The sequence below is a fragment of the Shewanella schlegeliana genome (assembly GCF_016765635.1).
Classification (GTDB): Bacteria; Pseudomonadota; Gammaproteobacteria; order Enterobacterales; family Shewanellaceae; genus Shewanella; species Shewanella schlegeliana.
In genome coordinates this window covers 105,759-124,608 of sequence record NZ_JAESVD010000009.1, presented here as the reverse complement: position 1 = coordinate 124,608, position 18,850 = coordinate 105,759, and the positions used below count along the sequence as shown (strand labels likewise).

17 protein-coding genes are annotated in these 18,850 nt (G+C 45.1%); 8 read left to right on the top strand and 9 right to left on the bottom strand.

Annotated features, from left to right (window positions below; genetic code table 11):
- Window positions 1-46: 46 nt before the first annotated feature.
- Both JMA39_RS15685 and JMA39_RS15680 read left to right on the top strand, forming a co-directional pair.
- A complete protein-coding gene (locus JMA39_RS15685; protein WP_202722796.1) occupies window positions 47-1,222 on the top strand; it encodes a PrnB family protein in 1,176 nt (391 codons plus the stop codon).
- A gap of 1 nt (window position 1,223) precedes the next feature.
- Window positions 1,224-2,342 (top strand): aminotransferase class V-fold PLP-dependent enzyme, encoded by a 1,119-nt coding sequence (locus JMA39_RS15680; RefSeq protein ID WP_202722795.1) that lies wholly within the window; start codon window positions 1,224-1,226, stop codon window positions 2,340-2,342.
- Window positions 2,343-2,453: 111 nt separating this feature from the next.
- On the opposite strand, the gene JMA39_RS15675 is transcribed toward JMA39_RS15680, so the two are convergent.
- Complete coding sequence (locus JMA39_RS15675; protein ID WP_202722794.1) at window positions 2,454-2,759, bottom strand: hypothetical protein; 306 nt, start codon at window positions 2,757-2,759, stop codon at window positions 2,454-2,456.
- A 245-nt stretch (window positions 2,760-3,004) separates the two neighbouring features.
- Here JMA39_RS15675 and JMA39_RS15670 point away from each other — a divergent pair, with 245 nt between their 5' ends.
- Window positions 3,005-4,015: a WD40/YVTN/BNR-like repeat-containing protein gene (locus tag JMA39_RS15670; RefSeq protein WP_202722793.1), complete on the top strand. Its 1,011-nt coding sequence runs from the start codon at window positions 3,005-3,007 to the stop codon at window positions 4,013-4,015.
- A 41-nt stretch (window positions 4,016-4,056) separates the two neighbouring features.
- Here JMA39_RS15670 and JMA39_RS15665 read toward each other — a convergent pair whose 3' ends face one another.
- The 3 genes from JMA39_RS15665 to glnA all read right to left on the bottom strand — a co-directional run bounded on the left by JMA39_RS15665 (window position 4,057) and on the right by glnA (window position 6,568).
- On the bottom strand, window positions 4,057-4,371 hold the full coding sequence (locus tag JMA39_RS15665; protein ID WP_202722792.1) for a helix-turn-helix domain-containing protein: 315 nt from the start codon (window positions 4,369-4,371) through the stop codon (window positions 4,057-4,059).
- 45 nt (window positions 4,372-4,416) lie between these two features.
- Entirely contained in the window at window positions 4,417-4,848 is a 432-nt protein-coding gene (locus JMA39_RS15660) for a hypothetical protein (protein WP_237732857.1), read from the bottom strand.
- A gap of 310 nt (window positions 4,849-5,158) precedes the next feature.
- Window positions 5,159-6,568, bottom strand: a complete 1,410-nt coding sequence (gene glnA / locus JMA39_RS15655) for a glutamate--ammonia ligase (protein ID WP_202722791.1) — start codon at window positions 6,566-6,568, stop codon at window positions 5,159-5,161.
- Window positions 6,569-7,254: 686 nt separating this feature from the next.
- Between glnA and typA the strand changes: the two genes are divergently transcribed.
- The 3 genes from typA (at window position 7,255) to pdxY (ending at window position 12,526) form a co-directional block, all read left to right on the top strand.
- Window positions 7,255-9,066, top strand: a complete 1,812-nt coding sequence (gene typA, locus JMA39_RS15650) for a translational GTPase TypA (RefSeq protein ID WP_202722790.1) — start codon at window positions 7,255-7,257, stop codon at window positions 9,064-9,066.
- A gap of 845 nt (window positions 9,067-9,911) precedes the next feature.
- A complete protein-coding gene (locus JMA39_RS15645) occupies window positions 9,912-11,363 on the top strand; it encodes a disulfide bond formation protein B (protein ID WP_202722789.1) in 1,452 nt (483 codons plus the stop codon).
- Between the two features lie 299 nt (window positions 11,364-11,662).
- Window positions 11,663-12,526 (top strand): pyridoxal kinase PdxY, encoded by an 864-nt coding sequence (pdxY, locus tag JMA39_RS15640; RefSeq protein WP_202722788.1) that lies wholly within the window; start codon window positions 11,663-11,665, stop codon window positions 12,524-12,526.
- A gap of 106 nt (window positions 12,527-12,632) precedes the next feature.
- Here the strand turns inward: pdxY and JMA39_RS15635 are convergent, their stop codons facing one another.
- From JMA39_RS15635 to JMA39_RS15615, 5 genes are all read right to left on the bottom strand, one after another.
- Entirely contained in the window at window positions 12,633-12,920 is a 288-nt protein-coding gene (locus JMA39_RS15635) for a hypothetical protein (protein WP_202722787.1), read from the bottom strand.
- Between the two features lie 34 nt (window positions 12,921-12,954).
- On the bottom strand, window positions 12,955-14,148 hold the full coding sequence (locus JMA39_RS15630; RefSeq protein ID WP_202722786.1) for a DUF418 domain-containing protein: 1,194 nt from the start codon (window positions 14,146-14,148) through the stop codon (window positions 12,955-12,957).
- Window positions 14,149-14,503: 355 nt separating this feature from the next.
- Window positions 14,504-15,718 (bottom strand): 4Fe-4S binding protein, encoded by a 1,215-nt coding sequence (locus tag JMA39_RS15625; protein ID WP_202722785.1) that lies wholly within the window; start codon window positions 15,716-15,718, stop codon window positions 14,504-14,506.
- A 183-nt stretch (window positions 15,719-15,901) separates the two neighbouring features.
- Window positions 15,902-16,549 (bottom strand): DUF2959 domain-containing protein, encoded by a 648-nt coding sequence (locus JMA39_RS15620; RefSeq protein WP_202722784.1) that lies wholly within the window; start codon window positions 16,547-16,549, stop codon window positions 15,902-15,904.
- 27 nt (window positions 16,550-16,576) lie between these two features.
- Entirely contained in the window at window positions 16,577-16,798 is a 222-nt protein-coding gene (locus JMA39_RS15615; RefSeq protein ID WP_202722783.1) for a hypothetical protein, read from the bottom strand.
- Window positions 16,799-16,910: 112 nt separating this feature from the next.
- On the opposite strand from JMA39_RS15615, the gene JMA39_RS15610 reads away from it, so the two are divergent.
- Together JMA39_RS15610 and JMA39_RS15605 are read left to right on the top strand one after the other, a co-directional pair.
- Window positions 16,911-17,909, top strand: a complete 999-nt coding sequence (locus tag JMA39_RS15610; RefSeq protein ID WP_202722782.1) for a virulence factor BrkB family protein — start codon at window positions 16,911-16,913, stop codon at window positions 17,907-17,909.
- Window positions 17,909-18,844: an alpha/beta fold hydrolase gene (locus tag JMA39_RS15605; protein WP_202722781.1), complete on the top strand. Its 936-nt coding sequence runs from the start codon at window positions 17,909-17,911 to the stop codon at window positions 18,842-18,844. Before JMA39_RS15610 ends, JMA39_RS15605 begins: the two co-directional genes overlap by 1 nt.
- The last annotated feature ends 6 nt before the right edge of the window (window positions 18,845-18,850 follow it).

The window sequence follows — 18,850 nt, the reverse complement described above, 5'->3', positions numbered from 1 at the left end:
GGCTAATTTAGGTTAACTCATAGTTACAACGCAGAAAGGAGAGGCGATGACGCAAAATACTCAGGCATTCGATTACTGGATCCGTAGCCGATTCGTTGAGCTTAATAATAAGCTCGAACGACTTTATTGTCATCAGGCCGATCGTGCCAACGTCGAGGGAGTCGGTGATGATTTAAAGGCGCAGCTAGAGTCTGAAGGCCGTGAACTGATTGTTAGCTTGTTGGCAGAAGGCAACACTGATGAAGGTTTTGACCATGCGTTTGATCTGCTGGGTAATGTAGGCTTATATATGGCTGCTTGTCGCCGGCATGAGATCACCGAACCTTCGAGGGAGCGAGTATCACCGTTGACAGAGGCATCAGCTCTAGCCATGCATATTGGCGCATCTATTGGCGTAACGCCTAGATTTGCGACTGCGCATCTCACGACTCATAACCGTGCGCAGCAAGGTTTGTATAAACGCTTTACCGATCTCGATGCCGAGAAGCTGTTTGTCGATTACAACACCAAAGGTATTTTGGCCTATAAACGGGCCGCCGACGCGCTGTTAAAGATCCAGCCCTTAGGCATAGATCATCCCATCGCCTATGATCTACTCCTAGTGGCTAAACAGGCGCTGCGTGATGTGATTGAGTCAAATCGTGTCCTATTTCAACAGTTAGATGCCGATGATTTTTTCTATTGTGTGCGCCCTTATTACAAGCCCTATCGTGTGGGCTGTCAGGTATATCGTGGCGCAAATGCAGGGGATTTTGCCGGCATTAACGTAATCGATATGCTGCTCGGATTATGCAGCGCTAATGAGCCTGGTTATTCACAGATGTTGGTGGATAAGTTCCTCTATATGATGCCTGAAGATCAGGCCATATTACGCGACTGTATGCGCCGCAGTAGCTTTATGGATGAGCTATTGAATATGACGCACTTAAGCCATGAGTCGTGGTATCAACAAAACGTTAAGCTATTTCTTGAGGTGTGCGCTCTGCATGGAGAAACGGCAATACAACATCATAATGAGCTGGTGGCCAAGTATATTGCCCAACCTGCTAAGGCTATGGAACAGCAACATATGTCTAAGGTGACTGCGAGTGGCCCGCCGTTGGATGTGCTGCTTAATTCGTTAGAGAAGTTACGTGATAGACGCGCCGCCGCTAACCGCAGTGATATTGGTACTCGCTATGAAGATATTCAATTGCTGAAGTCGAGTTTGGAGACTGAGTAACATGCAATCTTTTAAAGACGATTTCTGTTTAGTGCCAGGAAGTTACCTGTTAAGTCACTCTGTTGGTCGGCCATTGAAAACGGCAGAGCAGGTATTTGCGGAGCAGTTTTTTACTCCTTGGCAATCATCAGGAGTCGAGCCTTGGCAGGCGTGGTTAAAGGTTATCGACCTCTTCTGCAATAATCTGGCGAAGTTATTTAACGGCAGAGCCGAAGAGTTTTGTCCTCAGGTTAACCTCTCTAGTGCACTGACAAAGTTGGTGATGTCGTTACCGCAGTTTGAGACAGATAAGGCTGTGATCCTCATGAGCGAGCTTGATTTTCCCAGTATGGGGTTTGCGCTTAAAAAAGCGCTGCCTTCGAGTTGCGAGTTACGCTTTATTCCAAAATCTGTAGACTTAACGGACCCCGAAGTGTGGCGGTCACAGATCGAGTCAGACGTGGATTTAGTGTTTGTTAGCCACGCGTATTCCAACACGGGCCAGCAAGCGCCTCTGAGTGAGATCGTAAATACAGCTAAGTCAAAAAATGTGCTGACCCTTATCGATGTGGCTCAATCGGCAGGTGTGGTTCCATTAGACTTACAGGCTTTGCAACCTGACTTTATGATTGGCTCTAGTGTTAAGTGGCTCTGCGGTGGTCCGGGAGCCGCCTACTTGTGGGTTAACTCACAGCATATTGAGGGCTGTCAGCCTAAAGATGTGGGCTGGTTTAGCCATGAAAACCCCTTCGAGTTCGATATCCATAACTTCCGCTATCATCCAACAGGATTTAAATTTTGGGGTGGCACGCCATCGATAGCCCCTTATGTCATTGCGGCTCATAGCATAGGTTACTTTGCCGAAATTGGCTCTCACAAGCTTCGCGAACATAATCAATGGCTAATCGATGTTGTAGCCGAGCAATTTGAGACTGAGCTGGTATCGCCTCGGCTTGAGACTAAACGCAGCGCTACGCTCATTTTAAATTTCGCAGGGAAACAGCCGCAGGTATTAGCAGCGTTGCAACAAGCTAATGTTAGTGTGGACCTGCGTAGTGAAGGGATCCGAGTATCACCGCATATTTATAATGATATGGCCGATATCGAGCGCCTTCTGTCTGTAATAAAGGGCTGTCGATGACTAAGGCGTATCGTTAGTTGCTAGAGCTAATCGCGGCGGGAGTTCGATAAAAGGTATATAAAAAAACAGGCCTTTATTAAGGCCTGATATACCAGTTATATTTCTTTTAAATTAAGGCTTTACAGCTCTTAAATATACTTTGCGATGATTGAATTCTTGATTGAGATGATTTAACTCACCTACTGATAGCTTAGTCAGTAATGCGGAACCTTTGCCGTCTGTGACAAATTTCTGCGCGGTGCGATTAACAAAATCTACCACATAAACGCTATCGCTTTTCTCTGCTGTTGCCGCCGACAATGCTGCTTGGTTTGAGCAATCATTACATTCCGTAATAGGACTCATAGCTGCAAGACTTGTCGTTGAAAGTAGTAGTCCTGCACTTAACAGTGCTACTCGAGTTGTTGTTTTTCTCATAGTAGGTTCCTTATTACTTTGATGGTGATCTGTGTCACACTTTTAATTTAGTATATAGTTTAGGCAGTGTCCAGAACTTTTTGTTGCTAACTTGTTGTTTAATTGTGCTTTATTTAGTGTGCGCTAATTAATCTATCGATGTTTCATCGAGAGCATGTGAGTTAATTATGCCTATTTTTCAAGCTTGCCTATCAAGGCTTATTGGTCGATAGTGGTAGTTACGGAGCATTTTTTTAAGGGATTTTATGAAGACATTCATGCTGTTACTCGGCCTGTGTTGTTTTAGTGCAGCAGCCATGGATTGGAATATTCAAAAGCTTACACCCAGTACTGCATTTAGGGGCAGCGCGGTGCTGGATGGGGTGGCTTGGGTTACGGGGAGTGATAATCGTGTCTATATCTCCAAAGACGGTGGTAACAGCTGGTTAGATATATCGGTTAAAGGTGAGCCGTTAACAGACTTTCGTGACATTGAAGTGTTCGATGCCAACACGGCGATAGTGATGGGGGCAGGTCAAGGCGGTTTATCTAAGCTGTATATTACCGAGAATCAGGGCTTAAGTTGGCGGCTTCTGTTTGATAATCCCGATGAACTGGGCTTCTTCAACTCAATTGCCTTTTGGGATCGCAATAACGGTTTACTGCTCGGCGACCCTGTTGGTGGTTGTTATGTCATTTTGCGTACGGCCGATGGCGGCAAAACGTGGCAGCGCATCGCTAAAGATGCTCTGCCTACTCTGTTAGATAAAGAGGTCGCCTTTGCCGCTAGTGGCAATACCTTAATTGTGGGTAAGCGCGGCAGGGCTTGGTTTACCTCTGGTGGCTATAGCAGCTCTGCCTATAGTAGCGCTGATTCGGGGAGTCACTGGCGTCGGCGTCCAGTTGCTCTTTATGATGACACCCAAACAGCTGGTGGTTACGCCTTAGCATTTAATGCCTTAGGTGATCTGTTTGTGTTGGGTGGTGATTATCAGCAGCGTGATAAGCATGATGCTAACCTGGTCTACAGAAGAGGTTATGTGTGGCATAAAGCCCCCGGTACCACCCCAGGCCTACGTACGGCTATGGTGTGTCATGAGGAAACCTGTATCGCAACAGGTAAGCTATCGACCGATATTTCCCACGACCATGGTTATAGCTGGCACCCCTTGTTGATCAATGGTGAGTCTCAGGGATTTTTTACCTTAGCGATAGAGGGCAATACCTTAGTGGCAGCGGGGGATGATGGTCGCGTTGCAGTGCATACTTTTGAATAGCTGCAAGGCGTTTGGATAAGACGCGCATTGACTAACGAAAATTAGCCCAACACAAGATACATAATAGAAGCGCCAATACAGCCACCAATTAAGGTTGCTAAAGCCAGTAATAACCATTGGCCGTAAAAAGAGACTTTTTGCATCTGATCGTGGGTGGGTTTTGGGATTACTAAAAGTTTCTTTTGCTCTATTTCAAACACAGCGCATAACCCCAAGAGGGTATCGTTAGAGGCGCTGCCTTCCTTTTCCACTCGTTGCACGGTACGTAAGCTAATGGCACAAGCATCGGCTAAGTGCTGTTGGGTCCAGCCTTTTTCTTGCCGTAATGTTTTGACCGTGATGGGGTTAATTTCCATATTTGACTCCGCTAGCTCCTTTAGAAAGTGGTGACATGTATGTGCTTATCCTGAAAAAGATTCCATAAATAAAACAAACAAACCACCAAAAACTAGACCCGCTAGAAAACACATAAATATCTGCTTTTTTACGGATTGATTCTCCTTGCTGAGAAAGGCTTTGGTTTCGGTCGCCAGATGTTGGTTGTTGCGATACAGGCTACATTCAACCGTGGCCTTCATTAGGCTGGTGACTTTAAATCTCACTTCATAGTCATTGCCCAAATGGCAAAATTTATGACAGCTGTTCATCTTTACCAAATTACGTTTATCACTGACTACTTCATCATTGACGTAAATGGTTTCCTTGCCTGAATAACCTGAGCCATGAGCGGTGATGCGTACATCTTGATCATTGAAGTAATACCAATAGCCATTAGTAATTGTCACGCTATCCATTTGACTGTCCATTTCGTGTCGAGTGCTTGAGTGTTCCATACTTGCTCCTTGCTATGTTGACAGCAGTGTTTGATGAGAGCAAGTTCAGCATAAATTTTGTTCGGTGACGGCGTCATGGATGTGACAGGCGTAAAAAGGGCATATGACACTTAACATGTCATATCTTAATTGATTGTAATTACTGATTTTATTTGTAGCGTGGGAAGTTGATGCATTCGATGTTGAGGTTTGGAAAAGTATTGATTGGATATGATACCTATCAGTATTGGGCAATAAAAAAGCCCCAAACATTGCTGTTTAGGGCTTTAATGCTAACCAATCATTCTGGTCAGCGAGTCAACTCAAAGGATTACAAGCTGTAGTAAAGCTCGAATTCTACTGGGTGAGTTGTTTGGTTGATACGCTCAACGTCTGCAGACTTAAGTTTGATGTATGAATCGATAAAGTCATTACAGAATACATCACCACGAGTTAGGAACTCACGGTCAGCATCTAGGCACTCAAGTGCATTTTCTAGTGACGTTGCAACTGTTGGGATTTCAGCTGCTTCTTCAGCTGGAAGATCGTATAGATCTTTATCCATCGCTTCACCTGGGTGGATCTTGTTTTGAATACCGTCAAGGCCCGCCATTAGCATTGCAGAGAACGCCAAGTATGGGTTAGCCACTGGGTCACCGAAACGTAGCTCGATACGACGTGCCTTTGCACTTGGTACCACTGGGATACGGATAGATGCAGAGCGGTTAGCCGCTGAGTAAGCAAGCATTACTGGCGCTTCGAAGTGTGGAACCAAACGCTTGTATGAGTTTGTTGATGGGTTAGAGAATGCATTGACTGCGCGAGCATGCTTAATTACACCACCGATGAAGAATAATGCCGCTTCGCTTAATCCGCCGTACTTATCACCAGCAAATAGGTTAGTACCATCTTTAGCTAGTGACATATGTACGTGCATGCCGCTACCGTTGTCGCCAACGATTGGCTTAGGCATAAATGTCGCTGTCTTACCGTATGCGTGAGCAACGTTATGAACAACATACTTAAGTACCTGAACTTCATCGGCTTTCAGTGTTAGGGTGTTAAAGCGAGTTGCGATCTCGTTCTGACCCGCAGTTGCCACTTCGTGGTGATGCGCTTCAACAACTTGACCCATCTCTTCAAGTACTAAACACATTGCACTACGGATATCTTGCGAAGAGTCAACAGGAGCGACTGGGAAGTAACCACCTTTAACACCTGGACGGTGACCAGTGTTGCCATCTTCATAGCTAGTACCTGAGTTCCAAGAAGCTTCTTCTGCATCAACTTTGTAGAAACAACCTGACATGTCTGCGCCATATTTCACATCGTCAAATAGGAAGAATTCTGGCTCTGGACCGACTAATACTGTGTCAGCAATACCAGTAGAGCGTAGGTAATTTTCCGCTTTCTTTGCGATTGAGCGAGGGTCACGGTTGTAACCTGTCATTGTGCCAGGGTTTAGGATGTCACAACGAATGTTCGCTGTTGTTTCAGCGGTGAAAGGGTCTAGTACGAAACTTGCAGGATCAGGCATCAATACCATGTCTGATTCGTTAATGCCTTTCCAGCCAGAGATTGAAGAACCGTCAAACATTTTACCGTCTTCAAAGAAGTCAGCATCAACTTGGTGAGTTGGAATTGTAACGTGCTGCTCTTTACCGCGAGTATCGGTAAAGCGCAAATCAACGAACTTAACTTCTAATTCTACTAGTTGTTTTAAAACTGATTCTGCTGACATTCTAGAGTCTCCGAGTAGGGTAAAGGATTATCCCTTGGTTTTATCTTTAATATTTTACGCTTAACGCGATTCTGGTATTCATATAGCGAGACTCGTGCCAACAATGTAACCTACTGAATAGTAATAATAAGTTGTTTGTGTGCTAGGTTGGGGGTGTTGCTATTGCACTATTTTGGTGCGCTCAGTGGATCTATGTGGTGCACGCGCCATTGTTGTGCAATGCCAGCCTGACCTTAGCTGATTTACGTTCGTCTCACTTACAACTGATACACATTAACTAAGCTATTAGTTTTTTTATAGGAGCTAACTCAAGGAATTAGCATCAAATACTCGATAAGTGTTATTCAGATTAAAGACAGTGAGTTTTTTGAGTCGTTTCGGAGGGAAAAGCAGTGCAATTTAGCTAGGGAAACGCAAAAGTTCCAATAAAAAACGTTGTTTATTATTTAGTCGGACTCTAATCGCTTTATTTCGAAAACTATAAAAAAGTGTATAAAAAGCGGACGTTAAGACGAAAAAAATGAATGCGAAAGAGTTATTTTTAACGATTGGTTAAAAATAATCCTGTGAGATAGCGCCGAGCTAGAGTAGAATGTCACGCTTTTTATTGCAACTACTATACTAAACTGGCTTTAGTGAGTTGCAAATCCCCCCCTATTTATATACCGATGGTAAGAGGTTTAGCCGTGTTAGAGAATTTACGTAACATCGCCATTATTGCACACGTTGACCATGGTAAGACTACCTTGGTTGATAAGATGCTGGCGCAGTCAGGAACCCTTGAGTCTCGAGGAGAAGCCACTGAGCGGGTGATGGATTCAAATGATCTTGAAAAGGAACGTGGTATCACGATTCTGGCCAAGAACACTGCCATCAAGTGGAACGATTACCGTATCAACATCGTTGATACCCCAGGTCACGCCGATTTCGGTGGTGAGGTAGAGCGTGTTCTATCTATGGTTGACTCAGTATTACTACTAGTTGACGCAGTAGATGGTCCAATGCCACAGACTCGCTTCGTGACTAAGAAAGCTTTCGCTCAAGGCCTAAAGCCAATCGTTGTTATTAACAAGATTGACCGTCCAGGCGCGCGTCCAGATTGGGTTATCGACCAAGTATTTGACTTGTTTGACAACTTAGGCGCTACTGATGAGCAGCTAGACTTCCCAATCGTTTATGCTTCTGCACTAAACGGTTTTGCTTCATTAGATCCAGACGAAGTTAGCGAAGATATGACACCGCTATTCGAAACGATCGTTGAAAAAGTTTCTTCACCAGATGCTGACGCTGAAGGTGATTTCCAGATGCAGATTTCGCAGCTGGATTACAACTCATACGTAGGTGTTATCGGTGTTGGTCGTATTAAGCGCGGTAGCGTTAAGACTAACCAGCAAGTAACAGTGATTGATGCTGAAGGTAACAAGCGTAACGGTAAAGTAGGCCAAGTATTAGGTTACATGGGTCTAGAGCGTCACGAAGTAACTGATGCTAACGCTGGTGACATCGTTGCGATTACAGGTCTTGGTCAGCTAAAGATTTCTGACACTGTTTGTGCAACTACAACTGTAGAAGCATTACCTCCATTGTCTGTTGATGAACCAACACTAACAATGACTTTCCAAGTAAACACTTCTCCGTTTGCTGGTAAAGAAGGTAAGTACGTGACTTCACGTAACATCCTTGAGCGTCTTGAGCAGGAACTAGTACACAACGTAGCACTTCGCGTTGAAGAGACTGACAGCCCAGATCGTTTCCGCGTATCAGGCCGTGGTGAACTTCACCTATCTATCTTGATTGAAAACATGCGTCGTGAAGGTTACGAGTTAGCCGTTTCTCGTCCAGAAGTTATCATGAAAGAGATCGATGGCGAGATGTGTGAGCCATTCGAAACACTAACCGTTGACGTTCAAGAAGAACATCAAGGTGCAGTGATCGAGAAGCTTGGTACTCGTAAGGGTGACATGAAGGACATGCAGTTAGACGGTAAGGGTCGTGTACGTATCGACTTCGTTATCCCTAGCCGTGGTCTAATCGGTTTCCAAACTGAATTCATGACAGCGACTTCTGGTACTGGTCTAATTTACCATTCATTCGACCACTACGGTCCATTGAAAGGCGGCGATATTGGTCAACGTGCACGTGGTGTATTGATCTCTAACGCTACTGGTAAAGCACTAACATTCGCACTATTCGGTCTACAAGAGCGTGGTCGTCTGTTTATTACTCACGCTGCAGAAGTATACGAAGGTCAAGTTGTTGGTCTTCACGCACGTGCTAACGACCTTACAGTTAACTGTTTGAAAGGTAAGCAGCTAACTAACATGCGTGCATCTGGTACTGACGAAGCTCAGGTACTAACTCCGCATATCGAAATGACTCTAGAACAAGCTCTTGAGTTCATCGATGATGACGAATTAGTAGAAGTAACTCCACAGAGCATTCGTGTTCGTAAGCGTTACTTGACTGAAAACGAACGTAAGCGTCATAACCGTAAGTAATGACCGCGTTTAGCTTCAACCTGTAACCGGGTTAAGTATTTGAAAGCCCTGAACATGAAAGTGTTCAGGGCTTTTTTGTTAAACCTCAAATCTTAAGTGCTAAAGCACCGACTTTTTTATGAAGCTATTCGAATATGGCTCACTCATTTATCGCCACTATTGAAGATTTTTCGGCTGTTCTAGCAAGCGTTAATCTTAACGACTCAAGCTGCACCTTGTTCATGGCATTTGCCTCTCTATTAAGCGTTATCTTGACGCTACACAAACTCGTATTTAGCTCATCCTTGGTAACAGTCTACTAGTATTGAGAACATTTAATCTGCTGTTTTGAATCACATTAATCAGTGCTTTTAACTCTGGCTCACAACTTGTTGTGGAGTGTGAATATAGCGGGGGCTTGATGAGATGCAGAGCGTTAAATCTCACTAATTCAGCGATAAATGAAGCTAGTTGGCAAAAATAAGAATACGCTAATACTCATTTTGAGGTATGGCGGTTACGACACATTTTTATAATTCAATTTACCGTAATTTAGTCTGCGCTTTAGTAACTTGCACTGCAAACCTACAAAGAATTGCAGCGAATGCTGCAGACATTTTTGAGCCGATATATGGCTTGCTAAGCGCATTTTTGAATTAAGTTCTAGTGAACGCTATTGGAGAACGTCGTGGAATTTCTACTATTTTGCCTAATTTTTATTGCTTGCTTCTTGGTTGCTTTTAAACCTCACAAGCAGAAGCTGGCGCATATTTTTTTAGCTCTGAGCATTTTAATGAGTATGGGGATTTGGTTGATCGCCACTTGGGGCATGTTAGTACCTGCCGGTAACTTGTGAGAACACGAAGATGAATGAATTAACAGTAAATAGAATTGTATCATTAGCGGCATTGGCGCTAATCGCTCTGCCTGTTGGCATTGCTTGTATCATTTTAGGTTTTGGCATGGGTGACACCCCATGTATTCTTTGCTGGCAAGAGCGTACAGCTATGGTGCTGGTATCACTGATAGCCATTTTCATTATGCGTTACGGCTTAAAGCCAAAGTATATTGGCGCGTTGATCATTACTGCCGTGTATGGTCTGTGGGCAGGCTATCGTCATAGCTCGGCACATATTCTTCGTGATATTGGCCAAGGCTTTGGCCCAGCTATTTTGGGTGTACACACCTATGTGTGGGTGATTGTTGTTTTTGCGATTATCTTACTGTTTGCCGGCGTATTAATGCTGCTACAAGGCGATAAGCTTGTTGAGAAGAGCGATAGCAGTGAATGGAGCTTGCTAAACAAAGTCACTGTAAATGTGTTCTTAGTGATTATTGCTTTCAACATTGTTCAAGCCTTTACGCAAACGGGCCCCTTCCCATATATAGGTCAAAGCGATCCAGTTCGTATGACATTTGATTCAGAGAAAACCATTTGGTCAACGGCTAACTGGCCAGAGCTATCAAAGTTGTCTGCACGTGGAGCCTACTCGATTGAGAAGCCTAACTTTGCGACTATGACGCAAAATGATGCGACCAAAGTGGCGACGAGTGAAGAACTTCACCTACTTAACAGTGTTGAGCTACCAGCAGAAATCTTCGGTTTGGCAACGGGTATGAGCTATAACCCTCAAAGCAAACTGTTTGCTGTCGTAACCAGTAATAACTGGGTGTACTTCTTAGATGAAACGCTAACAACAATTTTGGCAAAAGTGCAGATTGATGCGGCATTCTCTGCTGAAATTTCGAACCTAGCAGGTGTGACTTTTGATGGTGAAACCTCGGTGTTAGTGACGGCTGACCACAAGAGTTTTGTTCGTGTCGAGTATGACCCAAGCGTTAAGTTTGACGATACTTATGGACGATTTATCGAAGGTACAGATGGTGTTCGCGAACTTAAGCGTAGCCGTTTTTCCACTGCTCGTGCTAAGTACAACTACGTGGCAAGCGTTGCTTGGGATGCGAATACCCAAGAGTACTTAATGGTAACTCTGCCAGTCGCTAAGCGTAATAACTTCGTCGTTTCACGCCTAAGCGGTAAAGACTTTGAGCTAAACAGCGAAGCGATTATTAGTATCGACGCTCAGGCTTACCCGAATGTCACAGGTATTAGCATTATCGATGATAAAGCTTACTTGCTAAGCCATTCTGCACAGCAAGTACTGACCATGGATTTGGCCAGCAACAGCGTTGTCGCTGCAAGCAATATTGCCGAGCTTAACAATCCACAGGCAATCACGTTAGTGAATGGTCAGCTTGCGGTATTGGATGGGGTTGAAGGGAAGAATCGCGTCAATTTCTACTCAGTTCAGCATTAATCACTTATAACTTGTATAAATTGCTATGAGAATATAAAGCCCTTAATTAATCGTTAAGGGCTTTTTTAATGCCTTCGTCTCTCTTAAGCTCACCTTTGGTTAAGTGGTGAATGCCACTAATGCAGCGGCAATTAATGGTCTTACTTCAAAAGCGATAATCTCTCGCCGAGCAAACAGAACTTTATACTGATTGGTATGAATCTAATTGGTATAATCCTCGAAAACCTCAAGTAGCCATAAACAAATCGCTATAGAGCGCCCTCTATTAACATCGCTAATAAAATTAAAGGTAGTGACCAATGAAGCGGATCTTATCCATTCAATCCCATGTGGTATTTGGCTGCGCAGGAAACAGTAGCGCCGTATTCCCAATGCGTCGCCTAGGTATGGAGGTGTGGCCAATTAACACGGTGCAGTTCTCCAACCATACTCAGTATGTGCAAGGATGGACGGGAACGATCATGCCAGCGGGGCAGATCACCGAGCTGGTACAAGGGTTAGATAATATCGGTAAACTGCAAACCTGTGATGCCATCCTCAGTGGCTACCTAGGCAGTGCTGAACAAGGTGGTGAAATTGTCGCTGCCGTGAAAAAGATGAAAGCCCTCAATCCTCAGGCGATCTACTTCTGTGATCCTGTGATGGGTCACCCAGAGAAGGGCTGTATTGTTGCGCCGGGCGTGCAAGAGTTTCTAAAAACTCAAGCTTTAGCCGAAGCAGACATTATCGCGCCTAACCTGTTAGAACTGGAAACACTCACAGACAGAGAGCTGCATAATCTGGACGAGGTGATAAATGCGTGTGAGTGCTTATTAGAAAAAGGCCTTGAGATGGTAGTGGTGAAGCACCTTGCTAAAGCTGCCACTAGCCAAGAACAGTTTGAGATGTTGTTGGTGACCAAGACCGGCAGTTACTTAATCTGTCGTCCTTTATATGAATTTGATAAGCAACCTGTGGGCGTGGGTGACTTAATCAGTGGCTTGATGTTAGCTAACTTGCAAGCGGGTTTTAGCCCTGTTGACGCATTCGAGCGCACCAACGCCTCAGTTGATGCCGTGCTGCTCGAAACCTTTAACCAAGGCGCTTATGAGCTGCAATTAATCCGCGCTCAAGAAGCCATTGCTGCGCCAGTGATTAAGCAGCAGGCTAAAAAAGTTAACTAGTGCTAACTTGAGCTAAATGTGCTCATCGATGAACATGAAAAAGCCCTGTAGCTACCACAGCTTCAGGGCTTTTGCTTATTAGGTGTTGTTTGTCGAGAATGGAGTATTAGTTCACTCTTGAAGAGAAAACCACGCCTAAGCTCGACATTAGAACTACCACAAGTCCCGATTTACGTATTAACTTTTTAAACTCTTGCTCAGGAAGCTGATATTGAGTCAGTCTCTGCCGAGCGATAAAGAGCTGTATCACCGCAAGACCAAGACAACTCGGCACCAACTGTAACCCACCATTAAGTGCGAAATGCAGCGCTAAGGCCACTAACGCCAATGCTGCAACAAACCAAATGCAAGCAAAGGCCTTATTCTGCTTGGGGCTTTCATTGCTCGTTTCCATTACCTATCCTCGGTTAGCTTTAGTGAGCTAACATCTAGCTACTAGTAATAGGCTTGCTACTCGGCTCTATCGTTTTTCTGCTACTCAGTGCTCGCCATAGCCACTCTAGTGGTCCTTGATTAAAATACTTTAAGTACAGGCTAGCAATCAGCAGCTGTATCAGTGAAAAACCAATAGCAATAGCCATATAGCCTGGCCTATCTAAGGCTAATAGCAGCGTTGGAGCAAAGTATCTAAATAGTAGAGATATCACGATTGATTGCAAAATGTATAAGCTCAAGGCTAAGCGACCAACATTTTGCAATGGTTTGAAGAAGTTTGCTCGGTTTTGGCATAGTTTAACCACAATGTGGATGTAGATTAATGCAGTGGGCAGCGCGCTGAAAACCACTATCGCCGGGCTGAGGTTTTGCAATAGCTCAGAGCTAGACAAGCTACAAAAGCTATCTATGCCAGAAAACACTAATGCTGCAATGATTAAGCGTAACAACTGCTTGCGGTTAAAGCCTTGCTCAAATCCCCCTGCTCGATACAGATATACCCCTAACAACATCAGTCCCGAGGCAAACCACATGGATGTTAAAGGGGTTGTGACGGCAATAGCTAAGAATAAAATAACTTGTTCAATTAACTGGCTTAAATATGGGCCTGTCCACAGTTGATATTGAAACGCAGCTTCAGGGCTCTCTCGAAGCGGAAAAGGCTCAGAGAGAAATACAGTCATAAGAATTAAACTGATTAAGCCTATGGCCCAAAATAGACCGGCTTTGCGGAGTATTTTTTGCTGTGACAGTGAAATATAGCAAAGGGTTAATAAGCCACTGACGCCATAGGCAAACAAAATGTCGCCAAACCAAATGAAAGTGGCATGTAAAGCACCGAATAACATCAGCCACTTAAGCCGTGACTTCATCTGGTTAGCTTGGTTTGAATTGAGTATTTTCTCCGATTGAGTAGCGAGCCCCGCGCCAAAAAGTATCGCGAATAAACTCAAAAACCGTGCTTCAATAAAAAAGCTATTGAAGATATCTATTGCCGTGTCATACCACGGGATTACCGCGTGGTTTACGTAACCGGAAAAACCGTTACCAAAAGAGTAGATATTGATAAACAAAATGCCCAGTACCGCCAAGCCACGAATGGCATCAAGGTTGGCGTTACGCTTTGTTGAGTTTGTTGAAGATGATGTAGATGCTGCTTGAGAGTGTGTTTGTGTCGACAGTTCCATGTTGACCCTTTTAATGTCCTATTTTGACGCAGTTTATCAACCTGAGTACATTATTTAAACACAATGAAAATGAGGAATATTCATTAGCTTATTTGGATTTCACACAAGGGATTAGGTTCTAGAACGCTGCGCTTTAAAACAAGGTGCTAGTCCCTAGGACGCTATGCTCCGAGGACGGGCTACGCCCTGCTAGGAACAGCAAAAGCCAAAAGCACCGCTTTTGCCGTTGCTTAGCTTTCCGGCTTTTTCCATCTTTTCCGTAAGCGCAGCGTTCCGTAAGGCCGCAGGCCGTTCGTCTTGTACCGTCTTAGCCTTTCCCTGCTTTCCTATAACCTTCTATTCCTAGCACCTTCCGTTAATGCCCAATCTTATCCAGATGTTGAATCAAATACATTCGTGCTTCTACAGGCGTTTCGCTGTGCCAGAAGCCGCCTAGATAAGCGATAAGCGGTAGCAGGAACATGATGATTAGCAGCATGATGCTGAGACCGCGGGCAGAGAGTTTCCAACCGTTGCGCGTGCTAAAGTTTAATGCTTCCTTCTTAGGGCAGGCCGATACACAGCGCATGCAGGCTTGGCACTCGTCCGAACGAATGTTGATTTGGTTATGCACCTCGATATTAGCCGGGCAGGCACGGCTGCACTTATCACAGTTCATCCCTTTGGTTTCAATCAAGCAGTGCTGAGTGTTACGGCGGATCTTAAATGGGCTAAAGAAACTGACGAGTCCAAGCAGCGCGCCATAAGGGCAGATGTAGCGGCAGAAACCTTGACGGCGCCAGGCGGCAAGCCCAAGAATAAAGCCAAAACAGATTAAGGTTACAAGCCCCGGAGTAATAAAGAACAGTGCCATCTTAAGGTCGGCTATCTTGTGATAATTACTGTTTAAATAGCCGGGAATACTCTGAGTTGGCATGCCAATGATGATGTATAACAAGGCCAGTAACAGCAGATATTTGATCATGCGTAGCGGCCAGTCTATCCAAGCGGGTGGTAATAGTTCCTGCTTGATAAAACGCTTTCTGAGTTTGTATAGGTATTCACCAGCAAGCCCTAGTGGGCAGGCCCAACCGCAGAAGGCGCGCTTACACAGTAGGCCTGTTAATAACACCACGGTTAACATGACTGCTGCTGCAGGGTGGTTTTGATCCCAGATCCCTAAACTGAGAATCGCCTTGATCTCGATGCCGCCAGCAATCGGCAGAAAGGCATCACCGACATCGGGGCGCATCAGCCATGGGGTGATCCCTGATTTTAATAACGCGGCATTCACCGCAAACTGTACACCAACCAATAGTATTGAAAGTGCCAGAAGATGCTGTATGCCGTCACGAAGATGATTGGCTCTCAGATCGCCATGAGCGACTTCAGGCTGAAACTTGGTAACTAGGCCGATAATGATGACGGCAAGGGCAAGGGCAGCGATTAGGGGCCAGTACAGGCTGGAAATAATGGCTCCTGTAACTAATAGCCCAGTAATTAGTGCCCCCCACTTTTTGCCACTCCAATAAAGCAGGCTGATGCTATAGGTCAGCGCTAAGGCAAGAGTTAAGGATTCGATAAAGCTCATAGATAGCGTCAGTAAAAATAGGATTGATACTATTGTGAAACTTTGTTTGAGGATTAGTTCTGCTAGAGCGCTTAGCTTGTGGAGGAGATCTAAAAATGAGGGGAATAGCGTTGAAAATGATGTGCTAGCTCACAAGTTAGGTTCCCAAGTTATGATGCTCAGGAACCCCACTTTAGCGGTTGTTTATTTACCTTCTAGCGAGGCAATAAACTTGTTTGACTCGTCGATAGACTTGTTCATCTCTTTAATTAGACCAGAGATATCAGTCTGCAGGCTAGCAAACTCACCTTTGATCGCGCCAATGGCTTGAGCATTGAGGTTATGCTTCAGGTACAGCATATTGTCTTTCATTGCGACGAGTACCGGCTCCATCTTACTCTCGGCGCGGCGCATACTTTTAACTAGCTGGTTATATGCGCGGCGAGTCTCTTTGAGCTTAGATTCACTGTTACGACGTAGGCTGGCCTTGCTGATTTCTCCTATCTCGGTCTGCCATTCGTCAAATAGTGCCTCTGCAACATCTTCAACTTTATCGATACGATTGGTGACATCGTCGGCCGCATCTTGCGCCGATTCATATTCGTCCTTGGCCTTGTTATAGGCACTCTCTAGATCGCCGCCATCATGGTTGAGAAGTGCTTGCATCTCTTCAAGCGCCGAGCTGAATTGTTCTTGGGCTTCTTCTTGTGATTCTTTAGCATCTTCGACGCGATCGACCATGATATCGCGCTTGTGGTAACCCACTTTCTCCATTGCACCGTAATAAGCGCTCTGACAGCCACCTAATAGTAAACTCGTGCCAATAATGGCGGTGGTGATCAATTTTTTCATCTTCTTTTATCCCTGAAAATTCAAAAGTTACTCTGAACGATACTTAGCGGCGTCGATAATGCTCCACAGGTGGGCAATACCGCCAATGATCGCCGGAACAATAAGCCACCACAGGGCATAACCGACCACGGCAATAACACAGAAAAGCAAAGCCGCTAAAATACGCCCTTGAACAAGCTGTCCAAGGCCAGGGAAGAAAAAGCTCGCGATTGCAGCAATAACATTGCCTGCTGATCCTTGTTGAGACATCAAATCAATCCTTATGCTTGTAAAGAGAAGGTTATAAGCTTTATTGTACCAAGATAATGAGTATTATCGTCTAATAGATTAAGACTAACTTTAACAGAATCAAGAGTAACAAGTGAAAAATAAGATTGTTATAAATCAGGTTCGTTCTTTTTTACTGAGCATTTGGGCATTTTTCTTACATCTACTCAGTCGTTTTAAAGAGGACCAAGTCAATATCAAGGCTGGACACTTAGCCTACGTCACCCTGTTGTCACTGGTGCCTATTGTGGCGGTGATGTTTTCTATGTTGTCGGCGTTTCCAGTTTTTTCAGGCATTCGCGAAAAGTTAGAGGCGTTCGTTTACGATAACTTTCTGCCGGCCGCCGGTGATACAGTGCAGATCTACATTAATGAATTTGTCGCCAATGCCTCTAAGGGCACCAGCGTCGGTATCGCCGCCTTAGTGGTGGTGGCACTGCTGCTGATCTCGGCTATCGACAAGGCACTAAATAGTATCTGGCGTACTAAAGAGAAGCGCCAGGCTGCGGTCTCTTTTTCCATGTACTGGATGGTGCTGACCTTAGGGCCAGTGCTAGTGGGGGCAAGTTTAGTCGCAACATCTTACATAGTGTCATTAAAGGTGTTCAATACCTCAGAGCTCTCAGGGGTGGTGCCAATACTGATAGAGCGCCTACCTATGCTGTTTTCTGTCGCGGCTTTCCTACTGCTTTATATGGTGGTGCCCGTTAAAAAGGTTAAGTTTCTGCACGCTCTACTGGGCGCACTAGTCGCAGCCATGTTGTTTGAGCTGGGCAAGAAGGGCTTTGCATACTACGTGACTCAGTTCCCTAGCTACGAGGCTATTTACGGCGCACTAGCAACAATACCCATTTTATTTGTGTGGGTTTATGTGTCTTGGGTTATCGTGCTGGTGGGAGCTGAGATTACTGCTGGATTGCCCGAGTACCTGCACGAGTGTCAGCTGATCCGAGAAAAAGTATCTGCCGAGGCTGAGGAGTTGGAGCAGGAGCCAAAACAGAGTGCTAGCCAATTCGAGGGAACGAGTGAACAAACGAGTGAGCCAGCCTCTGATAAACAGGCCGAGTCTGCCGATAGGGACAGGCAGGGCTAATGCCTAATGCGCTGCCCAAAGCTGTTCGTCGAACTTGGATCGATGTTGGCGATGGTCATCAGTTGCATGTGGCATTGTATGGTAATCCCGAGGGGATCCCTCTGCTGTACCTGCATGGTGGGCCTGGCGCAGGCTGTAGCGTTGAAGAGTTAAAGCTGTTCGATCTGTCTATTTATCAGGTGATTTTACTCGATCAGCGAGGTGCTGGACGCTCCCGTCCTCGTGGAGAGCTTAAGCATAATAACCTTTCAAGTTTGCTGGCCGATATCGAGCGAGTTCGCTGTTGGCTCAACGTTCCTCAATGGATGTTGGCCGGGGGCTCATTTGGCGCCACCTTGGCCCTGTTATATTCGGCATGCTACCCAAATCGGGTGATCTCACAAGTGCTATGGGGGCTGTTTGTTCCCAATTCCACTGGCATCGAATGGCTCTACGGTAATAGCGGTGCTGCCCGTTTGTTTAAAGAGGAATATACAACCTTTACTAAAGGCAGTAAAAGCCCACAACCTTTAAAGGCGTTATTCGCCGATTACCGCTCCAGATTAGAAGATGAGTGCCAAGAGGTTCGTCACTCTGCAGCAGAGCGTTGGCTCAGTTGGGAGATGGCTTTAGCCTATCCCGGGTGTATGCTCGGTGAGGTCAATGTGCCTTTCAGTCAGTCTCTAGCAAGCATAGAGCTTTATTATGTAGCTAATGAGTACTTTGGTGCATTTGAAAAACTCATCGTTCAATTACCTTTGATTCAGTGCCAAACGCGTGTGCTGCAAGGTGAGATGGACTGGGTCTGTCCATTTAAAGTATTGCAAAATTTCTTTAAAGCTAGGGCGAGTCAGTTGATCGAAGTGACAGAGATTAAAGGTGGGTATCATGCTTTAGCCGATGTTAAGATGGCCAGAGCGGTAATCGATGCCATACAGGAAATGGCCAAACAATAAACAAGG

Coding starts and splice junctions, on each gene's coding strand:
- JMA39_RS15660 (WP_237732857.1), bottom strand. CDS start 4,848: ATGGAACACTCAAGCACTCGACACGAAATGGACAGTCAAATGGATAGC.
- JMA39_RS15625 (WP_202722785.1), bottom strand. CDS start 15,718: ATGAGCTTTATCGAATCCTTAACTCTTGCCTTAGCGCTGACCTATAGC.
- JMA39_RS15605 (WP_202722781.1), top strand. CDS start 17,909: ATGCCTAATGCGCTGCCCAAAGCTGTTCGTCGAACTTGGATCGATGTT.
- JMA39_RS15645 (WP_202722789.1), top strand. CDS start 9,912: ATGAATGAATTAACAGTAAATAGAATTGTATCATTAGCGGCATTGGCG.
- JMA39_RS15675 (WP_202722794.1), bottom strand. CDS start 2,759: ATGAGAAAAACAACAACTCGAGTAGCACTGTTAAGTGCAGGACTACTA.
- JMA39_RS15630 (WP_202722786.1), bottom strand. CDS start 14,148: ATGGAACTGTCGACACAAACACACTCTCAAGCAGCATCTACATCATCT.
- JMA39_RS15665 (WP_202722792.1), bottom strand. CDS start 4,371: ATGGAAATTAACCCCATCACGGTCAAAACATTACGGCAAGAAAAAGGC.
- JMA39_RS15620 (WP_202722784.1), bottom strand. CDS start 16,549: ATGAAAAAATTGATCACCACCGCCATTATTGGCACGAGTTTACTATTA.
- JMA39_RS15670 (WP_202722793.1), top strand. CDS start 3,005: ATGAAGACATTCATGCTGTTACTCGGCCTGTGTTGTTTTAGTGCAGCA.
- JMA39_RS15685 (WP_202722796.1), top strand. CDS start 47: ATGACGCAAAATACTCAGGCATTCGATTACTGGATCCGTAGCCGATTC.
- glnA (WP_202722791.1), bottom strand. CDS start 6,568: ATGTCAGCAGAATCAGTTTTAAAACAACTAGTAGAATTAGAAGTTAAG.
- JMA39_RS15615 (WP_202722783.1), bottom strand. CDS start 16,798: ATGTCTCAACAAGGATCAGCAGGCAATGTTATTGCTGCAATCGCGAGC.
- JMA39_RS15635 (WP_202722787.1), bottom strand. CDS start 12,920: ATGGAAACGAGCAATGAAAGCCCCAAGCAGAATAAGGCCTTTGCTTGC.
- JMA39_RS15680 (WP_202722795.1), top strand. CDS start 1,224: ATGCAATCTTTTAAAGACGATTTCTGTTTAGTGCCAGGAAGTTACCTG.
- pdxY (WP_202722788.1), top strand. CDS start 11,663: ATGAAGCGGATCTTATCCATTCAATCCCATGTGGTATTTGGCTGCGCA.